A 16,207-nucleotide genomic window follows, 5' to 3' on the forward strand; every position below is an offset into this window, starting at 1 on the left:
CCGTGTTCGTTTCCACCCCCGGTCATCCGGTGCCACTGGGCCACTGGGCGGCGCGGGGGGGGGGCGCCGCCCGGGCCGCCCCCCCCCCCCCCGGGGGCGCCCCCCAGCGGCCCGGGGGGGTGGGCGGCCACCCCCCACGGCTCCCGGCCATTTCGGCGGGCTCCGAACCTGACCGGGTCGTACCCTCGTTGGGGGTCCATCGGGGATCCGACGGAGGGCGAACGACATGCAACCGAACCAGCCCGGTCAGCCGAATCAACCGAACCAGCTCGATCAGGTCGCGGGTGAGCGCCTTTCGCACGCGAACCGGATCTTCACCTCGGATCTGTCGGTCAACGAGTTCGCGCTACTGCACGGGGCGGGCTTCGAACCCATCGACCTGGTGATGGGCGTGTCCGTCTATCACGTCGGGTTCCAGTTCACCGGGATCCGGCAGCAGCAGGAGCTGCCGGTGCTGACCGAGGCCACCTATCGGGCGCGGTGGAATGCCATGTCGCGCATGCAGGCCGAGGCGGACTCGCTCCAGGCCGACGGGGTGGTGGGGGTGCGGCTGGAGTGGCGGCAGCACGGGGAGTCGATGGAGCATCTGGAGTTCATCGCGGTGGGGACCGCGGTGCGGTTCGCGAAATCGCCGGGCAGCTATCGGCGGCCGAACGGGCAGGCCTTCACCAGTCACCTCTCGGGGCAGGACATGGTGACGCTGATGCGCACCGGCTACGCCCCGATCGCCTTCGTCATGGGCAACTGCGTCTTCCACGTGGCAGTGCAGGGCTTCCGGCAGATGCTCAGCCAGATGGGCCGCAATATGGAGATGCCGCAGTGGACCCAGGGCAACTATCAGGCCCGTGAGCTGGCCATGTCCCGCATGCAGGCCGAGGCCGAACGGGACGGCGCGAACGGCGTCACCGGCGTCAGCGTCGATATCTCCAACTACGCGTGGGGATACCACACGGTCGAGTTCTACGCCTCCGGCACGGCCATCCGCCGCATCGGCGACGGCGACCCGATCATTCCGCAGTTCACCCTCGGCATGAACTCGTGAGCGATTTCGATACCCGGGCCGCCACCCGCGCCATCGATGCCGCGCTCGGCGGCCCGGGCGGCCTCGGACTGGTCTTCACCGTCTTCGCGAGCGTCCCCGGGGTGACCCGGACACCGCCCCGCAAATCTTTGTTCCGCTCCGAGCCGGAGCGGGTCCAGATCGGTTCGTGGCGTTACGAGGTCACCTCCGACGAGCGGATTCGCGCGGCCCACGTGGTGGGCGGCATCGTGCTGTCCGAGGAGCTGCTGCCGGCCGCCACCATCGCCCCGCACCTGGCCCGGGCGCTCGCCGAGATCGCCGCCTCGTACGGTCCGACCGCGCTGCCCCACCTCTCGGCGGCGCTGGACGTTCTCGCGGGTCCGGGCTGAGTCAAATGACGAGCAAGGACTGAATCGACGATCGAGAGAGGGCCGGTTGGCAACCAACCGGCGAATATCCTTTGTTTCACATGAAACGAAACCCGCACGGTCAGTGGGTTTCTCGTAGGGTGCGTAGGTGATCACCATTGCCACCTGGAACGTCCTGCACCGCGTCCACGCCGACAACTGGGACAGCGAGATGGCCGTGCGCTGGCCGCAGGAGGCGAAGCGGATCGCGGTCGTGACCGCCGCCGTCGCGGCCCGGCCCGAAGCGGTCATCGCGCTCCAGGAGGTCAGCGGTGATCAGCTGGCGAGCCTGCGGGAGGCGCTGCCCGACCGGACTTTTCACGTCCTCGACTACCCGCGCGTTCCGAGCCCGCGCCGCGTGCCGAGCACCCTGGCGGATCGCTCCGAACATCTCGTGCTGATCGTGCGCGGGCCGAGCCGGTTCGTCACCGCGGAGCCGCACCCGGTCGATCCGGGAAAAGGGCTGTTGGCGGCCGAGATCGACGGCATTCTGATCATCGCCACCCATGTGAGCGGGGACCGGCGCCGGGCCGGCCAGTTCGAGCGCCTGGCCGCCGTCGCCGGCGACGGCCCGGCAGTCCTGCTCGGTGACTTCAATGTCGGCCGGGACGATCTCGCCGCCGCGTTCGGCGCCGGCTTCACCATCGCCGGGTTTCCGCCGGATTCCGTTCCCACCCGGCCCCGGACGGCCGGTTCGAAATCCCAGTTCATCGATCATGTGGTCACGCGCGGCGTGCCGGTGCGCGGTGTCGCGGTCGAGGATGTGGCCGGGGCGTCCGACCACAACCTCGTGCGTGCGATCGTCGGCTAGAACTCGCCCGCGACCCCGAGAACCGTTCGGCCGGAGTGGGTTCCGTCCAGGATGGCGCGCAGCACCGACTCGGCCTCGGTGATGGGTGCGAAATTCTCCAGCAGCGACAGATGCCGGGGCTTCAGGTCCTTGGCCAGCCGCGCCCACAGTTCACGGCGCTGGGCGATCGGGAAGTGCGCGGAGTCGATACCGATCAGGGACACGCCGCGCAGGATGAAGGGCATGACCGTGGTGGGCAGGTCGGAGCCGCCGGTCAGGCCCGAGACCGCCACCGCGCCACCGTATTTGACCGTGCTCAGAATGTGGGCCAGCGAGGTCCCGCCCACGCTGTCGACGGCGGCCGCCCACTGCGCCTTGCCGAGCGCGCGCAGCTTCTCCCCTTCGCCCGGCTGCCGGCCGATGACCGAGGCGGCGCCGAGCGCCGAGAGCAGTTCGCCCGCACCGAGTTTGCCGGTGGAGGCCACCACCTCGAATCCGAGCCCGGACAGGATGTCCACCGCCACACTGCCGACGCCGCCGGTCGCGCCGGTGACCAGCACCGGACCGGAGTCGGGGGTGAGACCGCGGTCGAGCAGCGCCTGCACACTCATGGCCGCGGTGTAGCCCGCGGTGCCGATGGCCGCCGCCTCGCGCGGGGTCAGGCCGTCCAGCTTCACCACCCACCCGGCCGGAATCCGTGCGTACTCGGCGAAACCACCGTGGTGGGCCACGCCGATGTCGTAGCCGTGCGCGACGACCAGGTCGCCGGGCGCGAATTCCGGATCGGTGGAGGACACCACCTCACCGGTGAGGTCGATGCCGGGGATGAGCGGATACTGCCGCACCACACCGCCGCGCGGGGTGATGGCCAGCCCGTCCTTGTAGTTGGCGCTCGAGAAGTGCACCTTGATCGTCACGTCGCCCGGCATGAGGAAGTCGTCGGCGACCTCCTCCCGGATGAGGGCGATCCCACTGTCCGTTTCGTGTGCCACCATCGCCTGGAACTCCATGTCCAGAGCATAGGTCGCCACCTGTGCGGACGCGTCACCTTCCGGCCTGACTCGCCCCCGACCTCGGCCCGGGGGCGAAACCCGTTGTCCTCAGGCGAACTTCGGTGCGCGCTTGCCGGTGAACGCGGCGATGCCCTCCTGCCCGTCGGCGGAATCGGCGCAGCGGGTGATGAAGGCCGCCTCGGTGTCCAGCTGCTCCTCGAGGGTGTGCCGCGAGGACACCAGCAGCAGTTTCTTCACATTGGCGTTGGATCCCTTGGGGCCGGTGGCGAATTCCTGCGCCAGGGCCTCGACGGCGCCGGTCAGCTCGGCATCGGGCACCACCCGGTGCAGCAGACCCCACTCCAGCGCCTCCGCGGCGGACAGGGTGCGGTTGGTGAGCATCAGCTCCTGGGTCTTGCGCAGGCCGATGATCCGCGGCAGGTAGTAGGACGCGCCGCCATCGGGGCTCAGCCCGACCTTGGTGTACGCCATGGTGAAGGCGGCGGATTCGGCGGCGACCACCAGATCGCCGGCCACCGCCAGGCTCATGCCCGCGCCGGCCGCGGTGCCGTTCACACCCACGATGAGCAGCGCGTCCATCCGCGCCAGCGCCGACACCGCCCGGTGCAGGGTCCCGGCCAGCTGCTCGATGAATGCCCCGGTGTCCGCGCTGGCGGCCATGGCCCGCACGTCGCCGCCCGCGGAGAAGAACCGCCCGGCCGCGGTCAGCACCACGACCTTCACCGCGGGATCCTCCGAGCAGTAGGTGGCCGCGCGCTCCAGCTCGTCCGCGAGCGCCTGATCGATGCCATTGGCGGCATTGGGCCGGTTCAGCGTGATGCGGGCGATCGGGCCGTCGTGCTCGAACAGGATGTTCTCGTAGTCGCGCCCGCCCGTCGCCCCGCCGCCACCCCTGTGGGAATCGCTGCGCGATGCTGAGTTCATTTGAGTGCCTTCCGTCGGGTGGAACCTGATCACAGCATGGCGTACTCGACCCGGACTCCGAGCAACCGGATGGGCCGATCCAGCTCGAAGGCGTGCAGCACTTCCAGCGCCGTCTGCACGATCTCGTCCACATCGGCGGTCGGTGTGGATAGTTTCCGCTGCTTGCTCCGGGTGAAGAAGGTCTTGGTACGCACCGTGACGCTGACCCGCCCGACAGCCCGCCCGGCCGCGAGGGTCTCCTCGGCCACCTGGGTGGCCAGCCGCATCACCGCGGCATCGATGTCGGCGCGTTCGGTGAGGTCGTGCGGGAAGGTCTCGGATCGGCTGTGGCCCACCGGTTCTCGCGGCTCGGCGATGTCCGTGTCGCCCGCGCCGTGCCCGAGCACCCATAGATACGGCCCGGTATTGGGGCCGAACTCCGCCGCGAGCACCTTCCGGTCGGCGGCGGCCAGGTCGGCCACGGTCTCGATCCCCAAGCCGCTCAGGCGTTTCGCGATGCGCGCGCCGATGCCCCAGAGCGCGGAGGTGGGCCGGTGCGCCATCAGCTCGACCCAGTTGTCCCTGGTCAGCCGGAAAATTCCGGTTCCGGTGTCCGCCGGCGGCGGCTCGTCGGCCGACCGCGCCGACTTGCCGACCGCCTTGGCGAAGCCGGTGGCAAGCTTGGCCCGGGTCTTGTTGTCCCCGATGCCGACCGCGCAGGTCAGCTCCAATTCCGCAATGGCGGACCGGATCTCGCGCGCCAGTTCCCCGGGATCCTCGATGTCCACCGCCAGGAACGCCTCGTCGAAACCGAGCACCTCGACCCGGCCGGGGAAGGTGCGCAGCAGCGCCATGATCTCCTCGGACGCCTCGGCGTAGCCGGCGAGGTCCTGGGGCAGGAAGACGCCGCCGGGGCAGATCCGCGCGGCCGTGCGCAGCGGCATGCCCGCCCGCACCCCGAAGGCCCGGGCGGGATAGGACGCGCAGGACACCACTTTGCGGGGTTCGGCCGGATCGCCGTTGCCGCCCACGATGATCGGCTGCCCGCGCAGCTCCGGACGCCGCCGGAACTCGACCGCGGCCTGGAATTGGTCGAGGTCGACGTGCAGCAGCCAGCGCGTCACCCCTCCGTCATACCGCATGGTCTCCCGAAATGCCGGGAACTGCGGACACCGTCAGCGGGAGCGGCGCAACCACCTGAGCGGCGAGCGGTAGGCGTAGCGCGCCTTCACCGCACCGGTGTCCACCTCACCCGTGACCCGGATCAGCGGCGCGCCCGGGAACCTCGGCAGCTTGACCCGGTTGGCCACCGAGCCGGCACCCGGCTGCACACCGTCCGTGTCGACCCGCCAGCCGCGCGGCACGATCAGCACGATCGTCCCGGCATCGGCCTCGACCCGGATGTCGATTTCCCGCCGTGAGCACCGGGCCCGGGTGAAGTCCAGCACCAGCTTGCCCGAAACACAGTCGGCCACCAGCTGTTTGGGGACGATCCAGTCGTCGTCGGTGCGTTTGGTGCCGCTCGTCACCCGTAGTTCCATGGCAGGGGTGTCGGCGGTGGGCTGATATCGGCGGGCGCCGAACATGCGCTCGATATCGTCGACGCGGGTCGCGGGCGTGTGCCGCTGCTCCTTGGTACGGGTCACCGAAACTCCTCCCCCGGCATGTGAAACGATCTTGTGGGTTATGCCATGGGAGCTCGAATTATGCCGCATAGCAGGGCATTTCGGGAGGTCGGAGCGGCCGCTGCGGCCACAACACGGTGTCGGTTCGGGCACGGCCAGATCACGATCGTGCCCGAACACGGACCCGCCCCGCGCGCGGTCGCGGTGACGGCTAGCGGCGGCCGAGGAAGACCGTGGTGGCGCCGAGAATGTAGATGTCCTCGCGCGCACCGATGAACGTGTCGGCGGCCGGATCCAGTAGCGCCGCCAGGGTGGCCCGATCATCATCGCCGATACGTTCACCGACCCGCTCGCTCAAGCCGCCCAGCCAGGCGACGACGCTCTCGCGCACGGCCGGCGCGGGCGGCGCGGGGTGATCGATCAGCACGCTGAAGGAGGTCGCGTCGGCCAGCCCGGCCCGGCTCAGCGCCACATTCCAGCCGTAGGGCATGGGGGTCGCGGCGGTGATGTCGGCCCGCATCTGGGCGAAGCCCGCGTCGCGCAGGGCCAGCAGCCGGTCCTGGAGTCCTGGGGCGCCGACGCCGAGTTCCCAAGGCAGGCAACGCATCGACAGCCCGCCCTCGGCCAGCGCCAGCCAGCCGCCCGGGCGCAGCAGCCCGGCCAGGCGCGCGGTGCCCGCCTGCTGATCGGGCAGGTGGTGCACCATGCGCGAGGCCCACACCAGATCCGCGGCCGGGATCCCGGCGCCGAAGTCCGCGGCCGCGGCGTCAGCGTGCACGGTCCGCACCCGCACCCGATCGTCGCCGTCCAGCGCGACCTTCACGGCCTGCTGAGCCGCCTCGAGCAGCTCCGGCACCGCGTCCACGATCACCAGACTCCCGCCGCCGCGGGCCAGCAGTTCCCGCGCGAACGCGACACTCTGGCCGCCCGCTCCCGCGCCGATGTCCAGCACGGTCGCCTCCGCGCCGGCCGGGATCAGGGCGACCAGCCGCCGCGCGATCTCGGCATTGGCGTCGGCCGACATGGCGTCATCGCGCCGGAGATCGTCGACCATGGCCGCCCAGTCGATCCCGTCGTGGGTGTGGCCGTGCCCATGTCCGTGACCGTGCCCATGTCCGTGGCCGCGGGAATGCGGATGTCCGTGCGTGCCTGCCTGTTCGTGCGAGTGAGCGCTCATACTCCGACGCTATCGGCGCGCCCCCGGACGGCTCGAATCCTTTTGCCGATCCGGCAAGGTGCCCGGTCCGATCGGACTACCGAGCCCCGGGTCAGATCAGACTGTCGCCGGGGCACCGGAATCGGCGAACTGGGTGCGGTAGAGCTCGGTGTAGCGGCCGTCCGCGGCGAGCAGTTCGGTGTGCGTACCGCGCTCCACGATGCGGCCGTGCTCGAGCACCAGGATCTGGTCGGCATTGCGGATGGTGGACAGCCGGTGCGCGATGACCAGGGCGGTGCGGCCGTCGAGGGCCTCGGCGAGCGCCTCCTGTACCGCGGCCTCGGAGGTGGAGTCCAGCGAGGCGGTGGCCTCGTCCAGGATCACCACGCGGGGCTGTTTGAGCAGCAGCCGGGCAATGGTCAGGCGCTGGCGTTCCCCGCCGGAGAGCCGATAGCCGCGCTCACCGACCACGGTGTCCAGGCCGTCGGGCAGCGACTCGATCAGCTCGCGTAACCGGGCGCGCCGCAGCGCATCCCACAGCTCGTCCTCGGTGGCCGCGGGGCGGGCGAGCAGCAGATTGGCGCGGATGGTGTCGTGGAACAGGTGCCCGTCCTGGGTGACCAGGCCGACGGTGTCCTGAATCGACTGCCCGGTCAGCTCGCGGACATCCATGCCGCCCAGCAGCACCGCCCCGGAGTCCACGTCGTAGAGCCGCGAGACCAGTTGCGCGATGGTGGATTTCCCGGCCCCGGAGGAGCCGACCAGCGCCACCATCTGCCCGGGCTCGGCCCGCAGCGAGACATCGTGCAGCACCTCCTCACCGCCGCGGGTGTCGAGCGTGGCCACATCCTCCAGCGAGGCCAGCGAGACCTTGTCGGCCGACGGGTAGCCGAAGGTGACGCCGTCCAGCTCCACCGCCACCGGGCCCGCGGGCACCGGCACCGCCAGCGGCGAATCCTCGATCAGCGGTTTCAGATCCAGCACCTCGAAGACCCGCTCGAAGCTCACCAGCGCCGACATCACATCCACCCGGGCGCTGGCCAGCGCGGTGAGCGGCGAGTACAGCCGGGTCAACAGCAGCGAAAGGGCCACCACCGCACCGGGTTCCAGCTCACCCTGCAGCGCCAGATAGCCGCCCAGCCCGTAGACCAGGGCCAGCGCCAGCGCCGAGACCAGGGTGAGCGCGGTGACGAACACCGTCTGCAGCATGGCCGTGCGCACCCCGATATCGCGCACCCGCCCGGCTCGCAGCCCGAACTCCGCGGACTCCTGCCGCGGTCGGCCGAACAGTTTGACCAGCGTCGCGCCCGGCGCGGAGAAGCGTTCGGTCATCTGGGTGCTCATGGACGCGTTCAGCCCGGCCGCTTCGCGCTGGATGCCGGCCAGCCGCTCGCCCATGCGCCGGGCGGGCACGACGAAGACCGGCAGCAGCACCAGGGCGAGCAGGGTGATCTGCCACGACAGCCGCAGCATCACGGCCAGCGTGAGCGCGAGGGTGACCAGGTTGGTGACGACCCCGGACAGGGTGGTGCTGAACGCGCGTTGCGCCCCGATAACGTCATTGTTGAGCCGGCTCACCAGTGCGCCGGTCCGGGTGCGCGTGAAGAACGCGATCGGCATCTTCTGTACGTGATCGAACACCGCGGTGCGCAGATCGAAGATGAGCCCCTCTCCGATGCGCGCCGACAACCACCTGATCACCAACCCCAAGCCGGCATCCAGCACCGCGACCGCCGCGATGATCGCGGCCAGCGTGATCACCGTGCGCGGCGCGCCGTGCCCGACGATGGCGTCGACCACTCGCCCGGCCAGGACCGGGGTGGCCACCGCCAGCAGCGCCGACACGATGCTGAATACCAGGAACGCCACCAACTGCCGGTGGTGTGGCCGCGCGAAGGCGAGGATCCGCCGGGCAGTGGCCAACCGCAGCGGTCGCTGCTCTGCAGGCGCGTTCATCTGCCGATACAGCTGATTCCACGCCACGGATTCGATACTCATCCCCGCTCCTCACCGGTCACGGGGTTCATCGAACCCCGCACCACCGACACTAATACCTCAACAAAGGTTGAGATCAAGGCCATCCGCCCAGCCCAGCGGTTCGCGCTGAGCGAAATCCGCCGCCCGCAAGCGGGCCGGATCGGCGAAGCCTCGCCATGGCGCGCATAGGGTTGGGGCGTGAGCGAGGCGTGGGAGCGAGCGTTGCGCGCGGTGATCACCGGTGAGGTCGACACCGGCCCCCGGCGGCGGGCCGAATACTCCTCGGACGCCTCGAACTACCGGATCCTCCCGCGCGGCGTGGTCTTCCCGCGCGATGCGGCCGATGTGCGGGCGGCCCTGGATGTCGCGCGCGCGGAGGGGCTGACCGTGACCGCGCGCGGGGCGGGAACCTCGGTGGCGGGCAATGCCATCGGACCGGGTCTGGTCCTGGACTTCAGCCGCCATATGAACGCCATCCTCGACCTCGATCCCGAGCGCCGCACCGCACGGGTGCAGCCCGGGGTGGTGCTGGCCGCGCTGCAGCGGCGCGCGGGCGCGCACGGGCTGCGCTTCGGCCCGGACCCGTCCACCCAGAACCGCTGCACGCTGGGCGGGATGATCGGCAACAATGCCTGCGGTCCGCGCGCGGTGGCCTGGGGCCGCACCTCGGATACGGTGCGCGAGTTGCGGATTCTCGACGGGATGGGCATCGAGCGCACCCTGGGCGCGGACCTGTCCGTGCTCGCGGGCCTGCCCGAATTCACCCGCGCCCACCTGGCGCTCATCCGCACCGAGCTGGGCCGGTTCGAGCGGCAGGCGTCCGGATACGGGCTGGAACATCTACTGCCGGAACGCGGTGCGTCGGTGGCCAAGGCCTTCGTCGGCACCGAGGGCACCTGCGGACTGCTGCTGGACGCCACCGTCGGGCTGGTTCCGGTGCCCGCGGCGACCGTGCTGGTGGCGCTCGGCTACCCGGATATGCCGGCGGCCGCGGACGATATCGCCGCGATCATGGCGGTGCGGCCCATTGCCGTGGAGGGCATGGACGCGCGCCTGGTCGACGTGGTGCGTGCCCATCGCGGCGGGGTGCCCGATCTGCCGCGCGGCGGCGGCTGGCTGTTGATCGAAATCGACGGTGCGACATGGGAACAGGCACGGGACAAGGCGGAGCTGCTGCGCGGGAGCGCGCACGCGCTGGACTCCCGCGTGGTCACCGACCCGGCCGAGGCGCAGGCGCTGTGGGGCATCCGTGCCGACGGCGCGGGTCTGGCCGGCCGCACCCCGGACGGCCGTCCGGCCTGGCCGGGCTGGGAGGACGCCGCCGTGCCGCCCGACCGCCTCGGCGACTACCTGCGCGAGTTCGAGGCGCTGCTCCGGGACCACGGCCTGGACGGCCTGCTCTACGGCCATTTCGGTGACGGCTGCATCCATGTGCGCCTGGATCTGCCGATAGCCGATGCGCCGCAACGCTTCCGGAGCTTCCTCGAGGACGCCGCCCGGCAGGTGGTGCGGTTCGGCGGCTCGCTCTCGGGTGAGCACGGCGACGGCCGGGCGCGCTCGGATCTGTTGCGGTTCATGTACTCCCGGGAGGCCCTCGACGCCTTCGCGGGCTTCAAGGCGCTGTTCGACCCCGACGCCGTGCTGAATCCCGGTGTGCTCGTGCATCCCCGCCCGATCGATGCCGACCTGCGCCTGGCCGGGTTGCGCCCGCTGCCCACGACCGGTGGTTTCGTTTTTCCCGCCGACGGCGATCTGGCCACGGCCGTGCATCGCTGCGTGGGAGTCGGCAAGTGCCGGGCCGACACCCACGCCGCGGGCGGGTTCATGTGCCCGTCGTATCTGGCCACCGCCGACGAGAAGGACAGCACCCGCGGCCGGGCCCGGGTGCTGCAGGAGGTGGTCCGGGGCGCGCTCGATTGGCGGTCGGACGCCGTCGCCGAGTCGCTGGATCTCTGCCTGTCCTGCAAGGCATGCCATTCCGACTGCCCCGCCGGCGTCGACGTGGCGACCTACAAGTCGGAGACCCTGTACCGCCGCTATCGGCGCAGGCCGCGCCCGGTCGACCACTACACCCTGGGCCGCCTGCCGCGCTGGCTCGGACCGGCGACGCGGCTCCCCCGGCTGGTGAACGCGCTCGGTGCGGCGGGACCGCTGCGCCGCCTCGGCCTGCGGTTGTCCGGAATGGATCCGCGTCGCGAGGTGCCCACGGTGGCGCACCGGAGTTTTCGGCGTTCCTGGCGGCAGCCGGTGCGCACCGGCGACTCCGCACCCGGGGTGATGCTGTGGATCGACACCTTCACCGACGCCTTCGATCCCGAGATCGCCGGTGCCGCTGTGGAATTGATCGAGTCACTGGGTCATCGCGTGCGCATCCCCGACTCCCGGGTCTGCTGCGGTCTCACCTGGATCAGCACCGGCCAGCTGGACGGCGCGCGGAAGCGGCTGCGCGCCACCGTCGATGCCCTGGCCGCGCATGTCGGCGCGGGTGGGGTGGTGGTCGGGCTGGAACCGTCGTGCACGGCCGCGCTGCGCGATGATCTGCCGCGCCTGCTGCCGGAGGATCCGCGGGCGGCCGCCGTGGCGGGCGCGGTGCGCACCCTGTCGGAATTCCTGGAGGGCGAGCCCGGCTGGCGGCCGCCGGACCGCAGCGGCCACACCGTGGTGGTGCAGCCGCATTGTCATCAGCACGCCGTGCTGGGGTTCGCGGCCGATCGCCGAATACTGCGCGGCACCGGTGCGAAAGTGATCGAGATCTCTGGTTGCTGTGGACTTGCTGGAAATTTCGGAATGCAGCGCGGCCACTACGACGTATCGGTCGCGGTCGCCGAGAACGGCCTGCTCCCGGCACTGCGTGCGGCGCCCCCGAATTCGATCTTGATAGCCGACGGTTTCTCCTGCCGGACCCAGGCCGCACAGCTGGCCGGCCGCCCGTCCCGTCACCTGGCCCAGTTCCTGCTGGACCGGCCGTAATCGGCACGGACCGGCCATGATTGGCAGGTTCCGGCCACGATCGGCGCAGACGAAGGGGCACCCGCCATGGCGGGTGCCCCTTCCCTCATCGTCAGCTGCCGAACGGCAGCGTGCCGGGTGCAATGTGGTAACCGCTACTGCCGGCGAAAATGTTTCCCAAACGCCGAGCAGGAAATTGATCAGGTTGGTGATCATGCCGAGTACCTCCAGTGCCGGATGCCATTAGTTTGCTGAGCAACCAAGACAATCGGAATGAACATCGCCGCCATCGATCTTCGCGTTACCAATAGAATGGCGCGGTGACTTCAGCGCCGCCCGGAATCGATCGGATGACGGTCGAGCGCGCCCGCACCCTCCGCTCGGATCGGCCGCTGGATCTGGCCGCCACCATCTCCCCGCTGCGCCACGGCTTCGGCGATCCCTGTCACCGCGAAACCCCCGACGGCTCGCACTGGCACGCCTCCCGCCTGCCCTCTGGGGAGGTCACCTACCGGCTGCGGCAACTCGATCGACAGACGGTCGACGCCCGCGCGTGGGGCCCGGGTGCGGAGGAGTTCCTGGCGGGGCTCCCCGCCATGCTCTGCCTGGACGAGGACCTCAGCGATTTCGCCCCCGGGCACCCCAAGGTCGCCGAGGCGCACCGCCGCAATCCGGGTCTGCGCATGCTGCGCACCGGCCTGGTGTGGGAGGCGCTGGTCCCGGCGGTGCTGGAGCAGAAGGTGCACACCAGGACCGCCCACGACTCCTGGCGGAAACTGGTGTGGCGCTACGGAACTCCCGCCCCCGGTCCGGCCCCGCGGGGCCTGCGGGTCATGCCCGACGCCGAGACCTGGCGGCACATCCCGTCCTGGGTCTACCACCGCGCCAATGTCGGCCCGCAGCGTTCGAAAACCATTGTGCTGGCGGCGCGTAGCGCACCGAAGCTGGAACAGGCGGCCGGGCTGAGCCACGCCGACGCCGCAGAGCGGCTGCGCACGGTGCCCGGGATCGGGGTGTGGACGGCCGCCGAGATCGCCCAGCGCGCCTTCGGCGATCCGGATGCTCTGTCGGTGGGCGATTTTCATCTCGCGGCCATCGTCGGCTGGACGCTGCTCGATCGGCCGATCGACGACGATGAGATGGTCGAATACCTGGAACCCCTGCGCCCGCACCGATATCGCGCGGTGCGGCTGCTCGGCCTGGCCGGGTTCGCGCGCAAACCGAAGTTCGGCCCGCGCACGCCCTACACCGATCACAGTCGCATCTGAGGGTCGATCACTGCTGGGCGGCCGCCGCGTCGGCCTCCCGCTGCGCCCGGGCCAGTGCGTCCGGGACGGGGATGCGGCCCAGGTACATCTGGTCGAAGATCGGCGTCATCGCCTCCAGGGCGGCCGGGAATCCCGCGCCCCCGCCCGCCGCGATCTCCTTGTCGCGCAACACATCGAAGAACGGTGACACGTCGACCCCGTGCCGGGCCCAGTAGTCCCGGTACACCTGTTGTTCCGATACCACGGCCGGAATCGTCGCCCCGTCGATGCCGAGGTAGCGGTTGCCCGCCGCACTGCCCAGCCAGGCCAGCACCCGCCGCACCGCCGCGGGGTGCGCGGTGGCGGCATTGCCCGCGAGGCCGATGGCATTGTTGGCGCTCACCCGCCCGGCCGGGCCCGCGGGAATCATGGCCAATCCCCAGTGGAATCCAGCGTTCTGGGCAATCGTGGCCAGATTGAAGGTGCCCGACTGGAACAGCGCCATCCGGCCCTGCAGGAAGGCGTTCTTGGCGAAGTCGCCGCTGGCATTGGTGTCCGCGGCCGACGGGGACAGCCGGTCGGCGACCAGCCCCGCCGTGTAGCCGAAGGCGTCCCGTCCCTGCGGGGAATCGAACGCGAACCGGCCGTCGCGCTGGAGCTGCCCACCGGCCGAGCCCAGATACGGCAGGGTGATGGATTGAAAGTCGTTGGCGGCGTTGTACGGCCACTCCGATACCGGCGCCAACCGCCGTAGCAGCAGCCGGAAGGTATCCCGCGCCGGGTCGGTGCTCCAGCGCGCCGCCGTGACCGCGCCCGGATCGACCCCGGCCTGTGTCAGCAGGTCCCGGTTGACATACACGGCGGTCCCGCCGTCCACGAATTGTGGTACCGCCCACAGCGTTCCGGCGCGCGTGTACTGGGTGACGGCCTGCGGGTCCCAGGCTCGGGCCGCCTGCGGTCCCAGCGCCGCACCGATATCCATCAGGTGCCCGCTGTCGGCGTAGTCCTCGTAGAGGTTGGTCCAGAACAGGTCGTCGGCGATCCCGCCCGCCACATCCAGCCGTAGCTTCTGCGCGTAGGAAGCCCACGACACCAGCGTGATTCGCACCTCGATATCGGGATTGGCGCGCTGGAACTCGTCCAGCGAGGCCCGATACGCGGAGACGAAGCTCTGGTCCCAGATCCGCAGCCGCACCACCGTGCGCCCGCCGCTCGCCGTATCGCGGCCCAGCCACAGGGCCGCGGCCACCAGCAGCACGGCGACCACAACCAGCCCGAGCACGGCCCGGGTCGAATCCTTGATCCGGATCTCTGTCATTTGATCCCCGTCACCGCGATGGAGGCCAGGACCTGCCGCTGGAACACCACGAACAACAGCACCAGCGGAGCGATCGCCAGCGTGGTGGCGGCCATGATCAGCGTCCACTGCGCGTTGTACTGGGTCTGCATACTCGCCGTGGCCACGGTCAGCACCTGCCATTTCGGGCCGGACGCGGCGACCAGCGGCCACATGAAGCTGTTCCACTGCGAGACCACCGTGATGACGGCGAGCGTGGCCAGGATCGGCCTGCTCATCGGCACCACGATGCTCACCAGGATGTCGAGGGTCGAGGCCCCGTCCATCCGCGCCGCGTCGATGATCTCCTGCGGAATGGCCCGGAAGTACTGGCGCAGCAGGAAGATCGCGTACGGCGAGCCGAACAGGAACGGCAGCACCAGCGCCCAGAAGCTGTTGAGCCAGCCGAGCTTCGCGAACATCAGGTACAGCGGCACCAGGGTGACCGCGCTGGGTACCATCATGGTCCCGAGATACACCCGGAACAGCACCTCACGACCGGGAAAGCTGGTGCGCGCGAAGGCGTATGCCGCCATGGTCGAGGTGACCAGCTGTCCGCAGGTGATGCAGACCGTCATCAGGGCGGTGACCGCGACGGCCCGGCCCACCCCCTGGTCGAGGACCGTGCGGAAGTTGTCCAGCGTCGCGGGATGCGGTGTGGCCAGGGCGGATTCGCTGGCGAACTGCTTCGGCGTCTTGACCGCGGTCAGCGCGCTGAGCACCAGCGGGGCCACCGTCAGCAGCGCCCCGAGGATCAGCACCGTATACGCCGCGACGGCCCGGGCGGCCGCCCTCCGTTCAGTACTCATAACTCGTCCGATCCCGGAAGTATCGGTGCTGCACCATCGTGATCACGAACATGACCGCGAACACCACCACCGCCATGACCGCGGCCCGCCCCGGATGCGCGGCCTGGAAGGCCTCCGAATACATCCGCATGGCAACCACATCGGTGTGGTGGTCGGGCCCGCCCCGGGTGAGCGCGTACACCGCGTCGAAGGTCTGGAAGACGCTCAGCACCCCGGTGACCAGTACGAAGAACATGGTCGGGCGCAGCAGCGGCAGGATCAGCCAGCGGATGCGCCGCCAGCCGGTGGCCCCGTCCAGCGCGCCCGCGTCCAGGATCTCACCGGGTATGGCCCTGATCCCGGCCACGAAAAACAAAGCCACATAACCCACATTCATCCACACGATCACCGAGGCCACCGCCGGCAGCGCCAGCGCCGGCGAGCTCAGCCACTCCACCCGCCGTCCCAGCAGCGCGTTCAACGCCCCGCCCGTGGGTGCGAAGATCCACTGCCACACCACCCCCACCGCCACCGGCGCACACATCCACGGCAGTGCGTACACCACCCGCAGCACGGTCCCGCCCCGCCCGCGCCGTGCCAGCACGGCCGCCACCGCGAACCCCAGCGCCGTCTGCACCGGCACCACCAGCGCCGTCAACGCCAGCGTCACCAGCAGCGAATGCCCGAACTGCCGATCCCCCAGCACCGACCGCCAGTTGCTCGCTCCGGTGAATTCGATGGGCCCCAGCAGATTCCAGCTGTGCACACTCAGCCACAACACCACCGCGATCGGCACCAGCAGGAAACACCCGACCCCGATCAGGCTCGGCAGCAGCAGCGCATAGCCCACCGCCGCCTGTCTGCGCCGGGCCGAACCGCGGCGAACCGTCCGATCCATGATCAGCGACGCTACCGGCCCGCTCCCGGCGACAGCGCCCTCCCACGCCCGATCTGCCCGATATTGCCCTGTGCGCGATGCGATTTCGAGACGGCGT

Annotated in this window: 14 protein-coding genes; 5 read left to right on the plus strand and 9 right to left on the minus strand. The window is 70.3% G+C overall.

The features are described from left to right. Positions 1–226: 226 nt before the first annotated feature. From ABZV44_RS25155 to ABZV44_RS25165, 3 genes are all read left to right on the plus strand, one after another. Positions 227–1,042: a heavy metal-binding domain-containing protein gene (locus tag ABZV44_RS25155; protein WP_354840840.1), complete on the plus strand. Its 816-nt coding sequence runs from the start codon at positions 227–229 to the stop codon at positions 1,040–1,042. Continuing rightward, a complete protein-coding gene (locus tag ABZV44_RS25160) occupies positions 1,039–1,410 on the plus strand; it encodes a DUF5073 family protein (RefSeq protein WP_354840843.1) in 372 nt (123 codons plus the stop codon). The genes ABZV44_RS25155 and ABZV44_RS25160 overlap by 4 nt, the downstream gene beginning before the upstream one ends. Positions 1,411–1,537: 127 nt before the next feature. Further along, the gene (locus ABZV44_RS25165) at positions 1,538–2,239 is read left to right on the plus strand and encodes an endonuclease/exonuclease/phosphatase family protein (RefSeq protein ID WP_354840846.1); all 702 of its coding nucleotides are present in this window, start codon (positions 1,538–1,540) and stop codon (positions 2,237–2,239) included. On the opposite strand, the gene ABZV44_RS25170 is transcribed toward ABZV44_RS25165, so the two are convergent. From ABZV44_RS25170 to ABZV44_RS25195, 6 genes are all read right to left on the minus strand, one after another. After that, a complete protein-coding gene (locus ABZV44_RS25170; protein WP_354841315.1) occupies positions 2,236–3,228 on the minus strand; it encodes an oxidoreductase in 993 nt (330 codons plus the stop codon). The two genes, ABZV44_RS25165 and ABZV44_RS25170, sit on opposite strands and share 4 nt — an antisense overlap. A 90-nt stretch (positions 3,229–3,318) precedes the next feature. After that, a complete protein-coding gene (locus ABZV44_RS25175) occupies positions 3,319–4,155 on the minus strand; it encodes an enoyl-CoA hydratase-related protein (protein WP_354840849.1) in 837 nt (278 codons plus the stop codon). A 29-nt stretch (positions 4,156–4,184) separates the two neighbouring features. Beyond that, a complete protein-coding gene (locus tag ABZV44_RS25180) occupies positions 4,185–5,258 on the minus strand; it encodes a DNA polymerase IV (RefSeq protein ID WP_354840852.1) in 1,074 nt (357 codons plus the stop codon). 51 nt (positions 5,259–5,309) lie between these two features. After that, positions 5,310–5,780, minus strand: coding sequence for a hypothetical protein (locus ABZV44_RS25185; protein WP_354840854.1), 471 nt, complete (start codon positions 5,778–5,780; stop codon positions 5,310–5,312). 190 nt (positions 5,781–5,970) lie between these two features. Beyond that, positions 5,971–6,936, minus strand: coding sequence for a class I SAM-dependent methyltransferase (locus ABZV44_RS25190; RefSeq protein ID WP_354840857.1), 966 nt, complete (start codon positions 6,934–6,936; stop codon positions 5,971–5,973). 96 nt (positions 6,937–7,032) lie between these two features. Further along, the gene (locus ABZV44_RS25195) at positions 7,033–8,913 is read right to left on the minus strand and encodes an ABC transporter ATP-binding protein (RefSeq protein WP_354840860.1); all 1,881 of its coding nucleotides are present in this window, start codon (positions 8,911–8,913) and stop codon (positions 7,033–7,035) included. Between the two features lie 177 nt (positions 8,914–9,090). On the opposite strand from ABZV44_RS25195, the gene ABZV44_RS25200 reads away from it, so the two are divergent. Beyond that, positions 9,091–11,862: an FAD-binding and (Fe-S)-binding domain-containing protein gene (locus ABZV44_RS25200; RefSeq protein ID WP_354840863.1), complete on the plus strand. Its 2,772-nt coding sequence runs from the start codon at positions 9,091–9,093 to the stop codon at positions 11,860–11,862. 329 nt (positions 11,863–12,191) lie between these two features. Continuing rightward, entirely contained in the window at positions 12,192–13,109 is a 918-nt protein-coding gene (locus ABZV44_RS25205) for a DNA-3-methyladenine glycosylase 2 family protein (protein WP_354841318.1), read from the plus strand. A 7-nt stretch (positions 13,110–13,116) separates the two neighbouring features. On the opposite strand, the gene ABZV44_RS25210 is transcribed toward ABZV44_RS25205, so the two are convergent. The 3 genes from ABZV44_RS25210 to ABZV44_RS25220 are packed head-to-tail and all read right to left on the minus strand — an operon-like array spanning position 13,117 to position 16,110. Further along, on the minus strand, positions 13,117–14,406 hold the full coding sequence (locus tag ABZV44_RS25210) for an extracellular solute-binding protein (RefSeq protein ID WP_354840865.1): 1,290 nt from the start codon (positions 14,404–14,406) through the stop codon (positions 13,117–13,119). Beyond that, positions 14,403–15,233 (minus strand): carbohydrate ABC transporter permease, encoded by an 831-nt coding sequence (locus ABZV44_RS25215; protein WP_354840868.1) that lies wholly within the window; start codon positions 15,231–15,233, stop codon positions 14,403–14,405. The genes ABZV44_RS25210 and ABZV44_RS25215 overlap by 4 nt, the downstream gene beginning before the upstream one ends. Continuing rightward, positions 15,223–16,110: a sugar ABC transporter permease gene (locus ABZV44_RS25220; protein ID WP_354840871.1), complete on the minus strand. Its 888-nt coding sequence runs from the start codon at positions 16,108–16,110 to the stop codon at positions 15,223–15,225. Before ABZV44_RS25220 ends, ABZV44_RS25215 begins: the two co-directional genes overlap by 11 nt. Between the last annotated feature and the right edge of the window lie 97 nt (positions 16,111–16,207).

The sequence above is a fragment of the Nocardia sp. NPDC004860 genome (assembly GCF_040609015.1).
Taxonomy (GTDB): domain Bacteria; phylum Actinomycetota; class Actinomycetes; order Mycobacteriales; family Mycobacteriaceae; genus Nocardia.